General features: G+C 57.4%; 17 protein-coding genes and 1 pseudogene. All 18 read left to right on the forward strand.

All coding sequences use genetic code 11. From position 1 onward, the window contains the following. Nucleotides 1–994: pseudogene (locus tag CGLAMM_RS11050) on the forward strand (hypothetical protein); the annotation flags it as partial. Then, nucleotides 991–1257, forward strand: a complete 267-nt coding sequence (locus tag CGLAMM_RS11055) for a hypothetical protein (RefSeq protein WP_394819693.1) — start codon at nucleotides 991–993, stop codon at nucleotides 1255–1257. The pseudogene CGLAMM_RS11050 and the gene CGLAMM_RS11055, both read left to right, overlap by 4 nt. Continuing rightward, the gene (locus tag CGLAMM_RS11060) at nucleotides 1257–1532 is read left to right on the forward strand and encodes a hypothetical protein (protein ID WP_394819694.1); all 276 of its coding nucleotides are present in this window, start codon (nucleotides 1257–1259) and stop codon (nucleotides 1530–1532) included. Before CGLAMM_RS11055 ends, CGLAMM_RS11060 begins: the two co-directional genes overlap by 1 nt. Further along, on the forward strand, nucleotides 1519–3165 hold the full coding sequence (locus tag CGLAMM_RS11065; RefSeq protein ID WP_394819695.1) for a DUF935 domain-containing protein: 1647 nt from the start codon (nucleotides 1519–1521) through the stop codon (nucleotides 3163–3165). Before CGLAMM_RS11060 ends, CGLAMM_RS11065 begins: the two co-directional genes overlap by 14 nt. Next, nucleotides 3146–4315 (forward strand): phage head morphogenesis protein, encoded by a 1170-nt coding sequence (locus CGLAMM_RS11070; RefSeq protein WP_418115694.1) that lies wholly within the window; start codon nucleotides 3146–3148, stop codon nucleotides 4313–4315. Before CGLAMM_RS11065 ends, CGLAMM_RS11070 begins: the two co-directional genes overlap by 20 nt. Before the next feature lie 247 nt (nucleotides 4316–4562). Further along, on the forward strand, nucleotides 4563–5165 hold the full coding sequence (locus CGLAMM_RS11075) for a hypothetical protein (RefSeq protein ID WP_394819697.1): 603 nt from the start codon (nucleotides 4563–4565) through the stop codon (nucleotides 5163–5165). Nucleotides 5166–5522: 357 nt separating this feature from the next. Next, entirely contained in the window at nucleotides 5523–6047 is a 525-nt protein-coding gene (locus CGLAMM_RS11080) for a phage virion morphogenesis protein (protein ID WP_394819698.1), read from the forward strand. 171 nt (nucleotides 6048–6218) lie between these two features. Next, nucleotides 6219–7214 carry a phage protease gene (locus CGLAMM_RS11085; protein WP_394818687.1) on the forward strand — a complete coding sequence of 332 codons (996 nt, stop codon included), beginning with the start codon at nucleotides 6219–6221 and terminating at the stop codon, nucleotides 7212–7214. After that, nucleotides 7204–7620, forward strand: a complete 417-nt coding sequence (locus CGLAMM_RS11090) for a hypothetical protein (protein ID WP_394818686.1) — start codon at nucleotides 7204–7206, stop codon at nucleotides 7618–7620. Before CGLAMM_RS11085 ends, CGLAMM_RS11090 begins: the two co-directional genes overlap by 11 nt. Nucleotides 7621–7632: 12 nt before the next feature. After that, entirely contained in the window at nucleotides 7633–8580 is a 948-nt protein-coding gene (locus CGLAMM_RS11095) for a Mu-like prophage major head subunit gpT family protein (RefSeq protein ID WP_394818685.1), read from the forward strand. A 1-nt stretch (nucleotide 8581) separates the two neighbouring features. Beyond that, entirely contained in the window at nucleotides 8582–8938 is a 357-nt protein-coding gene (locus CGLAMM_RS11100; RefSeq protein WP_394818684.1) for a hypothetical protein, read from the forward strand. After that, nucleotides 8938–9360, forward strand: coding sequence for a gp436 family protein (locus CGLAMM_RS11105; protein ID WP_394818683.1), 423 nt, complete (start codon nucleotides 8938–8940; stop codon nucleotides 9358–9360). Before CGLAMM_RS11100 ends, CGLAMM_RS11105 begins: the two co-directional genes overlap by 1 nt. Continuing rightward, on the forward strand, nucleotides 9354–9965 hold the full coding sequence (locus tag CGLAMM_RS11110; protein ID WP_394818682.1) for a hypothetical protein: 612 nt from the start codon (nucleotides 9354–9356) through the stop codon (nucleotides 9963–9965). The genes CGLAMM_RS11105 and CGLAMM_RS11110 overlap by 7 nt, the downstream gene beginning before the upstream one ends. 4 nt (nucleotides 9966–9969) lie before the next feature. Continuing rightward, a complete protein-coding gene (locus CGLAMM_RS11115) occupies nucleotides 9970–10176 on the forward strand; it encodes a hypothetical protein (RefSeq protein ID WP_394818681.1) in 207 nt (68 codons plus the stop codon). Further along, nucleotides 10173–11459 carry a phage tail sheath subtilisin-like domain-containing protein gene (locus CGLAMM_RS11120; RefSeq protein WP_418115695.1) on the forward strand — a complete coding sequence of 429 codons (1287 nt, stop codon included), beginning with the start codon at nucleotides 10173–10175 and terminating at the stop codon, nucleotides 11457–11459. The genes CGLAMM_RS11115 and CGLAMM_RS11120 overlap by 4 nt, the downstream gene beginning before the upstream one ends. Further along, nucleotides 11456–11665 (forward strand): hypothetical protein, encoded by a 210-nt coding sequence (locus CGLAMM_RS11125; protein WP_418115696.1) that lies wholly within the window; start codon nucleotides 11456–11458, stop codon nucleotides 11663–11665. The genes CGLAMM_RS11120 and CGLAMM_RS11125 overlap by 4 nt, the downstream gene beginning before the upstream one ends. A gap of 105 nt (nucleotides 11666–11770) precedes the next feature. Then, complete coding sequence (locus CGLAMM_RS11130) at nucleotides 11771–12025, forward strand: phage tail tube protein (RefSeq protein WP_418115697.1); 255 nt, start codon at nucleotides 11771–11773, stop codon at nucleotides 12023–12025. Continuing rightward, nucleotides 12022–12242: hypothetical protein (locus CGLAMM_RS11135; RefSeq protein ID WP_418115698.1), on the forward strand; the 221-nt coding region annotated here is incomplete at its 3' end. The genes CGLAMM_RS11130 and CGLAMM_RS11135, both read left to right, overlap by 4 nt.

The following is a 12242-nucleotide window of genomic DNA, read 5'->3' on the forward strand; positions in this document are numbered from 1 at the left end:
GCCTTATCATTTGCTGCGCACCACCTTTGACGACGCTTTGGAACAGGGGCTCTACCGGAAAATCTGCGCCAAGACGGGGGTCACGTGGTCTAAAGTGGCGCAATCTGCCTGGCGTGATGAGATCGTGGCATTTTACGGCTCCGGTGCTGATGAGGAGCTGTTCTGCATCCCGTCGCCATCCACCGGGGCTTATATCCCGTTGCCGCTCATTGAAGCCCGGGCTTCCGCCGATATTCCCGTTATTCGTTGGGCGCAGACGGCAGAATTTTCCCTTTGGCCGGAGGCGCAGCGCGCTCAGGAAACAGCCTCATTCATTAGTGAAAAAATTAACACCACCTTGGAAACGTTGGATCGCGAGCGCCCCTATGTGTTCGGTGAGGATTTTGGCCGATCCGGTGATTTAACCGTCATCTGGGTTCTGGGTATCGCCCCGGACATGCGGCGCGAGACGGCGCTCGTCGTCGAATTGCGGAACGTGCCCTTTGATGAGCAACGACGCATCCTCTTCGCTATTCTTGACGGGCTGCCCCGGTGGCGTGCCGGAAAAATGGATGCACGCGGCAACGGGCAGTATCTCGCGGAAGTCACGGTGCAACGTTATGGCAGCCGCGTTGAGGCCGTGATGCTCTCTGAGGGGTGGTATCGTGAGCAGATGCCGCCCCTCAAGGCGGCGATGGAAGATGCGGCACTTACCTTACCGCAGGACCGTGAAATCATTGACGACATCAGGCTTTTGCAGGTGGTGCGCGGCGTTGCGCGCGTGCCGGACCAGCGCAAAGGCGGCAAGACGGCCCAGCGTCATGGCGATGCCGCCGTGGCGCTGGCCATGGCCTACGCCGCGAGCCGCGCTGATGTCACCGAATATGCTTACACAAGTCAGCCACGCGCCTGGGGAAACGAGCTGCCGGGGCCGCCGGTCGCGTGGCCGATCGAGCGTGAACTGGCCGAAGAGCGGTCAGGGACCGCGCAACATCGATGGAGGTTAAAATTATGATTTCGGGAATCGGCAATATTATCGGGATTATCAAGCACGCAATCGTCGCGCTGGGCGTGGCGATCCTCGGCTGGCTCGTATGGCAAACGAGCCGGAAGAAGCAGGCCGATGCGACTGCAAAACAAACCGTTAAACAGGCGGAAGCGCAGGCCGCCCATGATGGGGCCGTGATCGACACGCAGGATCGTATGGCTCAGGCCGAAGCGGAGAAGCCTGTCAGCGACGATGCGCTCATGGCGCGTCTCGATGCCGGGACGATGTGATGCGGTTTAGCCGCTTCCTCTCTCTTGCCGCTGTGACGCTGCTTTCGGGCAGCGTCACGTCATGCGCGCCGCGCGTGCAGAAAATTTATATCCCGACATGCCCCCACATCACGGCCTATTCCGTGGCTGATCAGCAGCAATTGAAGCGGGAAATACAAGCCCACACAGAGGCAAGCATGATCCGGCGCGTTGCGAGCGATTATATCGGCCTGCGCGACCAGGCGCGGGCCTGTCAGACCAAGGCGAAGCAGGTGCAGGATCATGGCACTCATTGACCCGATTACGGGGAAGCCCTTTCCACCGTCCATGCTGACGCGCCCCGTGGCGGAGGCCACGCTGACAGGCGCGCGGCCCGCCGTTTCAACCATGGATATGAGTTGGGTTGACCCGGATTATGTTGGGGAAATGCTCCGCGCGGCCTCGAATGGAGATTCGCTCGCCTGGCAGACTTTTGCCGAGCTGATTGAGCAGAAGGATCTCCATTATCTCGGCGTCATTTCAACGCGGAAGCGGACGGTTAGCCAATTGCCAGTCACGGTGGAGGCGGCTGGTAACGAAGCGGCTCAAGAAAAACAAGCCGCGTTTATTCGTGACTGGTTGGCGAAGGGAATCCTTCAGCGCGCCATGTTTGACATGCTCGATGCCGTCGCGAAAGGCTGGTCCGTGCAAGCGATAAAATGGCACGCGGAGGCGGGGAATTACTGGCCCGAACGGCTCATCTATCGCCCGCAACGCTGGTTTGACATCTCATGGCAGGACGGCGAAACCGTCAAAATGCGGAGCGGAGCCGATGCGCGATATACGCCTAAGATTGATCTCGCGACACCCGAAATCGGTTTTGAGGAACTTGAACCTCGCAGCATTGTCGTGCACCGGCATCCGAGCTGGAGCGGCCTGACCATCACGCAGGGTTTGACTCGCGCGATCGCTTTCAATTCTCTTTTCAAGATGTTTTCATCCCGCGATTGGGGTGTTTTTGTGCAGGCTTACGGCATGCCAATCCGCATCGGCAAATACGGGCGGGACAGTACGGCCGAAGACCGCTCGACATTGTGGCGGGCGCTGATCGATATTGCGGGGTCTCTGGCATGCATGGTGCCGGAAAGCATGCAATTGGAATTCGTTGAGCCGAAAAACGGCGCAGGGTCGAACGACGTCTACGAGCGCCGTGCGAAGTGGCTCGATGAGCAGACGAGTAAAGCTGTCCTGGGGCAGGTTGGCACAACAGATGCACGGCAGGGCACGCATGCGGCGGCCGTCATTCATCGCCAGGTGCAGGACGACATCGAGCGCGCCGACGCCATGCTTCTTTCCCAGACGATCAATGAACAGATCGTCCGGCCGATGATCGATTTGTCATTTGGCGTGCCGCGTAACGGGCTTTACCCAACGATACGCGTCGGCCGCCCGGATGAAGCGCCGATGAGTGACGTCATTAGCGCGCTTCAATATCTCGGGCCGCAGGGCCTTCGCGTGAAAGCTGAAGACATCCTCAGCCGCCTGAATCTCTCACCGCCGGAAGACGGGGATTCGGTTATCGGCGCGCCGCTGCCGACGCCCAATGATAAGGTTGAGCCCACCCCGCAGCACTTCCTTCAGCGCCCGACGCAGCGGGTGAGCCGGCACAGTCTTGCACCCGCCCAATCCGTTAATGATGGCGTCATGCCGATCGACATCATGACCAACGAGCTTCACCGCGCGGCGCAACCGTCATTTGACGCCATGATTGACCAGGTGCGGGACGTGATGAATCAGGCGTCAAGTCTGGAAGATTTCCGCGACCGGCTGGATGATCTCGACGTGGATGATGACGCATTTGCGACCGTGCTGGCGCAGTTCGCATGCATGGCGGAGCTTGCCGGAGAAGCAGCCATCCAGCAGGATATGGATGATGAACGCGGCGCTTGACGCGGGCTTTGCGCTTCGGCCGTCTGAGGCGATCTCGTTTTTCCGGCAGAAAGCCAATAAGGGCACGAAGCAGTGGGGCGAGCTCGCGGCGGAGGCCCATGCCAAGCAATTTGCTGTAGCCGGGGCAACTTCAAACGCGCTTTTAAATGACTTCAAATCGGCCATCAACAAGGCGCTGACGGACGGGACAACGCTTTCCGAATTCCGCAAGGATTTTGACCGGATCGTTGGCAAGCACGGCTGGTCCTATAAAGGCAATCGGGCCTGGCGCTCCGAGATCATCTACCGCACCAATCTGAGCTCGGCTTATGCGGCCGGACGCTATCGTAAGATGACGTCGCCTGAAGCGCTGGAGATTTTCCCCTACTGGCGCTATGTGCACAATGTCTCTTTGCACCCCCGCATCGTGCACGAGGCGTGGGGCGGCATCATATTGCGTGCGGATAATCCGTGGTGGTACTCGCATTTTGCGCCTAACGGGTGGGGATGTAATTGCGAGATTCAGCCCGTGTCGCGTCGAAAAATGGCGCGGAACGGATGGAAAGAGGACGAAGCGCCGGAGATCGTCACTCGGCCTTGGGTCAATCCGGCAACGGGCAGGACGGAGCAGGTGCCGACAGGGATCAGCCCGGGCTTTCAGACCAATCCAGGTAAAGTCTGGATGGATGAAGAAGCACGCCGGGCGGAGGTCGCGCTTAAACCGGTGACCGCAATTGACGGCAAGCCACCGGCCGCCGCCCCACCCGAGGTCAGGAGGTCGGTCCAGAAGAAGGAAATCAGGAAGCTGCTCGACACGCGAGCAGGCGTCGTGGAGGCCGCGACAGCACCGGAAACGGTGACAAAGGCGCTAAATGTCGAGACGGATTCCGTGCTGCTCTCGGACGACACATTGAGCAAGAATCTGGCAAAGCATCCCGAGTTGTCGCCGACAGTTTATGAGGCGATACCGGATATGTTGGACAATCTAACTGTTGTAGAGGAAGGCAACACGCCGCAATCCCTCTTATTGCTCAGTTCACTGGATAAAGAGCATTTTCGCCTGGCGATCAAACGCACGTCCGACGGCAGCGAGCTTTTTCTCACATCGCTCGCACGATTGTCGGAGAAAGCAGCCTTGCGCCTTATCGAAATGAAGAAGAAGATAAACTGATCCGGGAGTTGGCGCGCAGATAGGGCCCCCTGAAACCCTACATCGCGATCCGCCCTTCGAGGGCGTCCTACGGCTGGGGGAATATCACCGTGTCACTGCGCGCCAAAGTGAGGATATGTCATTTGTCGTTAGTATAGCAAGGTTATTAGCTCCTTCCCGAACGCCGTTCCATCCGATCCTGGCGGCGGGTCCGTTTCCACTTCACAGGATTGGAAGAAAAGGGCAGCGCAGGCAGTGAGGAGAGAAGATGGGTAAAAGAAAGTTTAAACAAAAGTTCCTCGCTTTGCCTGAAAACGGCCGGTGCATCTATTGTGGGAAAAAGTCCGAGACGGTCGATCATTTCCCGCCACGAATTTTCTTTAGAGGAAAAAACTGGCCAGAGACTTATTGTTTCCCAGCTTGCGAAGCGTGTAATTCGAAAAAAAGTCACGACGAACAGGCTCTGGCTTATATCGTCAAGGAGCAAGATCTGAAACTACAGGACGATGAAGCTTATCAAAAAATATTGAAAGGTGTACGCAATAATGAGCCCTGGATTATTGACGAAGTGAAACAATTGGTTGGGGATGAAGCAAAGCAGGGAAGACGGGACCTATTTGGCGATCTCGGGTCGGCAGTAATATTCCCTGAAGGAGAATACGGCATTTTTAGATTCGGCGAAAAAGGGCAACATCTTTTGAAGATATTGCCCCACTGGTTGGGTCGAGCTCTTTACTTCTTACACACGAAAGACATTTGCCCCGGCGACGTTCATTCAATGATTTTGAAACCTGTCGACCTACAAAAAAAAACATTGTTGATTTTTTCGGTCTACATGAGTTGGTGCCAGAAATTTGTCGCGGCAAAATGAATCTCTCCGACCAATTCGACTATAGATTCCAAATTTTGGATGGCACATTCTCTGCGATAATTTGGTTCGGCTCGGCCCAATTTTTCTTTTTTGTGGTGACAAGTTCAAATGAGTTATCCATCTCACTTTATAAACGTTTAGCTCAATCTAAATCTCCTTTTTTCAATTCAACTAAAGAACTAGCTGCGTCAGTGACTGCTGATTAGACACAATGACTTTCACTTCAGCATTCAACTCGTTTGCTAGATGACAATCATCCCAGCCATCTGCGCGGGCGCATGTGCGGGATTGACGTTTGGGTGGGTGAGCAGAGTGTTCCATTGACCGTTGCAAACCCAATTCTCGAGGCAGTCGACAATGACAGGCATCCATATTTCCGGCACCACCCAGCCCATGCAAGACGCGCTGCGCGTGATCGGCGCGCTGAAGCAGAATGCACGAGGCGTTCTCGGAGCGCTTGGTCTTGAGATTATCGAGTCAACGAAAGAGCGCATGCGGGCAGGACTGGACCCGGCGGGAAAGCGGTGGGCCAGTTACGCGCCACTTCATCCTGAATACGCCAAAACGAAACGTGGCCCGTCCATTCTGATCGGGCGCGGGAATGTGTCATCCGGGCTAATTGGCAGTCTGACATCACAGATACATCGTCATCGCCTGGTCTGGGGGTCGAATAAGATTTATGCACGCATCCATCAGCTCGGTGGCACCATCCGGCCGAAGAGCGCCAAGGCACTCACCTTTAAGATGGGTGGGAAGCTTTATAAGATGAAGAAGGTCACCATTCCGGCGCGGCCTTATCTTGGCTTCACGGATGCGGATAAAGAGGTGCTGATGGATGAGCTTCACGACTATCTCAGCCGCGCAATGCGCGGCGGTCAGTGAACACTCAATTCTAATACAGCTCTAAAACGAAATAAAACGGGTCTACATGCGTTTTTAAGGTGTCTTTGGGGGAATGTAGCCCCCGACACCTTTTTTTGCGTCTACGGGCAAATATGAGAGTCGAAAACATGCAGCCTGATTGCGGCGGGGGGAACCCGGCATAAAGGAGGCATGAAACATGATGACCTCATTTGTTGTGCCACGCAATTGCCAGATGAGCCGAGTGAACGGATCGAATGGATTCATTTGCTTCCCGGCGGCGTGTTCAGCGGCCGGGATGGTCGGGGGCCGTATCGCGTCACGGATGCGACTGCTCTGATCAAAGCTTCCCTGGCGCGTGCCCAGGGCAAACTCGTCATTGACGAGAATCATGCGACCGACCTCGCAGCCCCGCAAGGCCGTCCTGCACCAGCAATTGGATGGATTGATCAGCTTGAAGCGCGCAGTGACGGCGTCTGGGGTCATGCGAGCTGGAATGCGCGGGGCAAGGCACTGCTCGATGAGCGCGCTTATCGCGGCGTGTCGCCCGTCATTCAGACAGACAAGGCCGGTCATGTGCTGACGATTGCCCGCGCCAGCCTCACCAATATGCCCAACCTTCCCCTTAGTCACCTTCATCACTCTCAAGCACAGGAGCCGAGGATGGACCTCGACGAAATTCGAAGCCTGTTGAGCCTGGATGGCGATGCCAATGAGGACGCTGTGCGTTCCGCATTGACGTCTGCTCACGCGGCCCAGCAAAGCCTCAAAAAATTGGCCACTCTTGCGGGCGTCGCCGATGACGCTGAGGAAAATGTCGTTCTGCACGCTCTACGGGCGCGTGTTTCCGGGCAGGAAACAGCCACGCAGCAGATTGCGACACTCAAGTCGCAGATCGCTGCTTTGGAAACCGCCAATAAAAAAGCAGCCGCGCAGCAGTTCGTGGAGCGCATGGGACGCGAGAAGGTCATCCCGAAAGAGATGATTGAGGAGTTCATCTCCGTTCACATGCAGCGACCCGAGCTTGCTGAGAAACTCGTCGGTGCGCTGCCCGATGTTCCGCGTGACGTCACCGGCCTGCATGCGGCACGTCCAGCCGTGACGGGCGAGAGCAATGCGCTCTTCACTAAAATGGACGCCGCCCTTGGCCTTCAGACTGAGAAAGGGGGCCAGAGCCATGGCGCTTAAAAATGACCGCGTCATTGACGAGAAGCATGGCGCGCTTTCCCCGCAATTCGGCTTTACGGTCGCGCCCGGCCATATCGTTTACCGGCATGCGATCTGCGCTGTCTGTCAGGACGGGCACATCGTCCCGGCCGGTGCCAAGGATAGCGCATCCGTGATCGTGGCGGTCGCCGGGATCGCGCGTCATCAGCAATCCGACCGCGATCCCGGCTACGTCGATTGCATGAAGGCATGTTTTGCACTGCCTTTCGATACCAAGCCGAGTTGGACGGATGTCGGCAAGCCGGTTTACGCGATCGACGATGAGACTGTCACCCTCACTGAGACCGGCAGTGACGGGAAGCGGCTGCGCGTCGGTAGTCTGGCCGGGATCGAAATTGACGGCACGCCTTTTGTGACCGTGGGCTGAGGTAGAAAGATCATGGAAATCAATATCGGCAACATCAACGCCTTGTCGACGAAGCTCAGCATGGCGTTTGCTCAACAGCTCAAGACGGTTGAGCCGACTTATACGCAGTTTTCGCTTACTGTCCCTTCGACATCGGGCGAGAATTTCTATCCGCGCCTGGCCGAATTGCCGGGTCTGCGGGAATGGGTTGGCGACCGAGTCATCCATCGTTTGAAAGCGGATGCGTTTCGTATCCGTAACAAAACGTTTGAGGAAACAATCTCAATCTCCCGAGAAGATTTAGAGGATGAGCAATTTGGCCTCCTCATGCCTGCCGTTCAGCAATTGGCGCAGAATGCGGCTGACCTGCCTGACAAGCTGGTTTACGAGGCGCTTGAAACCGGCACTTCCACGAAGGGGATGGATGGGCAGTATTTTTTTGATACTGATCATCAGACGAGCGCCGAGGATGGCAGCTCTGTCCCATATTCAAATATCGGCAAGCCGAAATCAGATGAGGGGGAGGGGCCAGCCTGGTATCTCTTCTGCACCACGCAGCCACTGAAGCCGCTCATTTTCCAGCCGCGTCGACCTTTCAAGGTCACACCCAAAACGCAGCTGACGGACGGCAATGTCTTTTACGGCAATCATTTCATCTGGGGCGTTGACGGCCGGTGCGCGGCCGGGCTGGGCATGTATCAGTTTGCCTATCGCTCGACGCGGCCGCTTAATGGCACGAGTTTCGAGGACGCATTGGCGGCCATGGCGTCTCAACGCCGCCGCGACGGATCGCCCTATGGCATCCGGCCTGACCTTATGGTTGTGCCCAACAACCTTGAAGGCGCTGCGCGGCGGCTGATCAACGGGGAGTTCAACCCTGAAAGAGCGCCCGACGGCACTTTCATTCCGTCCTCCAACACGTGGAAGGGGGCAGCGAAACTCCTGGTCGCACCGCGCCTCAGCCAAAAAGTAGGGGGCTGATATGGCGAAGAAAATTGGGCGTGCCGATCAAATGGACAAGCTTGACCATCTGCTCGACGCGCCGCCTGAAACTGACGACGGTGATCAAATGCTCAAGGATGCGCATTTGAATGCAGCTCCGCCGGAAACGGCAGCGGCAACGGATCTCCGTCATGTGACCCAGGTGCGCGTCACCTCGAACGGGCACGGCCTTATGCTTCAGCAGGGCGATGTGCTGGTGATCTGCCGCGATCCCGGCTTCCGTCGTGCGGGGATCGCGCATGACGCGGTGCGTGTCTATCCCGCCGGAGCCCTGGCGCCCGCGACGCTGACAGCATTACGGCACGAGCCTCAACTCGAGATCGTCGAGGTCGGTTGATGGCCTACGCCAACCTCCAGGATATGATCGACCGCTATGGTGAGCGCGAGTTGATTGATGTCACGCGAACATTGAATGATGACCGCGACGTCATGAATGTCGCGCGCATCAATCGGGCGCTTGAAGAAGCGTCGGAGCTCGTCGAGACCTATCTCCAGCGTCGCTATCAGCTGCCGCTTCATCCAATTCACCTGGCTGTGACGAGGGCGGTTTGTGCGATTGCCCGCTATGACCTTTGCCAGGGTAATGACCGGGAACCATCAGAGCAGATCAGGGCGGGACGTAAAGATGCGCTGGCCTGGCTGACCGACGTTGCGAGCGGGAAAGCCACGCTGGATGCGAGCCTCATTAATGAGCGCTCGGAAACCTGGTCCCGCATCCAAACGCGCCCACGTAGCATGCAGGGGACGGGATTATGGTGAGTCGCCAATATACTGACGACCAGTATCCCGACGCGCTGCTTGAGGGCGACGTGCTGCGGGCGGCTTTTCTCGGCGTACAGGACAAGCTGAAAGAGGCGTTCCCGGAGCAGGCATTTCGGCATTTCGTCATGCCGCCTTCGCCGACGAAGGGTGTATGGGACAAGATGCTTGGGGCCTGCCCCGCCATCGCCTTGAGTTGGGCTGGTTGGAGGCCCTCCCGAGATACCGGACCCGTTTATCGTGGGACGTTGAGTTTCCCTGTCTTTCTCCTCGTCCATCATAACTCGGTCGAGCATCTTTATCTCGGTTCCACCGATCGTTGGGGTGTGGGCATCCTTGGCATGACGGCCATGGCTGTCGCGATGCTACATGGGCGGCAAATCGACCCGATTGGCACGCTGCATGTGCGTGAAGTTGATGCCCCGGCCGGGCTCGACTGGCTGGACGACCGCACCGCTTTCGCTGGGCTCTCCATTGAATTACGCGATGTGGCGTTGGATGACGTCACTTTGTCTGAAGCGCTCCCCGCGTTTTTACGCCTGCGCGAAACATGGTTGGTCGCCGCCGAAACCGCCGAAGAAACTGTGAAAATCCGAAAGGAGTAAAACGATGCTTGTCACCGTCTCGAACGGTCGCGTCATCAAAGATGTGAGAGGCCGGACATGCGGCCCGGAGCCTTTTGAAATCGACCCCGGTAATCGCTTCTGGTCGGCTTTGCTCGCCAATGGCGATATCGCCCCTGCCGAACCTGCCGGAAAAATGCCGCGCGTGCCGGAGACGACGGCGATTGCCGTAAGAAAGGGAGCGGGCGCATGAGTGTGGATTTTACCGAAGTTCCCTCCACCTACGCCGTGCCAGGCAGTTACACGGAAGTCGTCACGCAGAATAGCGGCGCGAACGTCCAGGCCATGCCCCTGCGCGCCCTGCTGATCGGCGTGCTGAGTGCGGCTGGGCAGGGAGAGGCGTTGCGCGTCTATCCGAATATCACGGGGTCGGAAGCTTCGCGCCTTGCGGGTTCGGGCTCCGCAGCAGCCCAGATGGTCGCGACATTTACGGCGGATGCACCTTATACCGCAGCCGACATGATCCTCGTCGCAACAACGCAGGATGCAACGCCAACGGAGTGGTCGATCAAGCCGACAGGCACCGCCATGGCGCGGGGCACACTTGCAATTGAGGTGTGCGGACGGCGGTTTGCGGCTTCCATCAAAAAGGGCGCAGGCGCGGCCGATCTCAGCGCGGCACTTTTTGATGCCTGGCAGGCCGGTGATTTCACCGGGCGATGCGGTGTAACGGCGCGTCTCGATAAGTCGGCTTCATCCCTTGTCCTGACTTCAGTTGATCGCGGTGCATGGACGCGCGACATCGACGTGCGTATCGGGCAGCAATATGGCGACGGCGTCACAGGCGTGCTCATGACCATTACGCAGACGGCACAGGGCACGGGCATGCCCGACATCGCGCCTGCGCTCAATGTCGTGGCGGAGACATGGTACACGGATATGGCATGGATTGCCGCTGAGGAATCAACGCTTGCTGCCCTCACGGAGGAAGCCGCGCGCCGCTATAATGCGATGATCAAACTCGACACGCACATATATATAAGTATGCGCGCGACCTATGGCGAAGCCCTGGCTTTGGCCGGTCAATTGAACTCCGAGCATCTCACAATCCTGCCTGCACAGAAGGCCCGCTTTGCGCCATGGGAGGCCGCCGCGTCCCTTTGTGCCGTGGCGGCCACGTCGCTGAATGCGGACCCGGCACGGCAATTACACACGTTGGCTTTGACGTCATTGGCAGGGCGCGCGCCGGATGATGCGGATCGCTATTCGGATGCGATGCGTAATATCCTGCTGCAGTCGGGGATGAGCAGCTTCAATGTCGCGCAGGATGGTGCGGTGCAGCTTGAGCGGGTGGTCACGACCAAGCAGCGGGATGGGTCAGGTAATCTCACCTCGGGCTGGCGTGATATCATGGTCCCGAAGACAGCGACGCGCGTGCGCTATGCATGGAATATTTACGTGACCAGCACCTATCGCGCGCCAAGCTTGCTGATGATGGATCACCTGTCGCCAATAGTGGCGGAAATAATGTCGTGACACCCAAAACGCTGAAGCTTTCATGGATCGGGCAAAGCGTGATTTATGAGGGTCAGATGGGTTGGCTCGATAACACGGCGACGCTGTCCGCTCAGGCGACATTCGAGCGGGATCGCACTGACCGTAATCGCGTCAATGCGCGGCTGCCCGTGCAGATCATGGGCAGCCTGATGGTGATTGCCAACTCCCTTCAGTTACAGGTGTAAAATGGCGCAGAGTATCGGAATTCTCAAAATCTGGTGGCGCGGGAAATATTATGAGTGCGTCGCGGGATCCTCAATCAAGCTGCCGGGCATGAGTAATAAGACGCAGTGACCGGCACCAGCGTGCAGCGTTATCAGACTTTTTCGGCCGGTGAGGTCAAAGCCACCGTCATTCTTAATGAAGGCATGTCGCTTGACGCTTTCGACACGGACAGTGTCGGCGAATTGCAAGTTCAGACTCTGACCGGACAGGCATGGGTCATGCCCGACGCCTTCATTTTGGACAAACCCACCATGACAGATGAGGGCGGCAAATGCCCCGTGACGTGGAATGCAGGAACTTATCAGGAGATTTTGAAATGACCGTCGAAAATATCGAGATTGGTGGGTCGGTATCAGATGTCAGAGGTGTCGCGCCAGGCGTCGTCATCAATGGTGACGGCACGACAACTGTGACGCTGGCCTACCCTGTCCGTCTCACGGCTGATGGGGATGAAATCAAATCCATCACCATGGGACGCATCAAGGGCCGCGACATGGTCGAGATGCTGAACGCGTCAGGCGCCGGGGACCGCGTCAA

The sequence above is a fragment of the Sorlinia euscelidii genome, assembly GCF_036452135.1.
GTDB lineage: Bacteria > Pseudomonadota > Alphaproteobacteria > Acetobacterales > Acetobacteraceae > Sorlinia > Sorlinia euscelidii.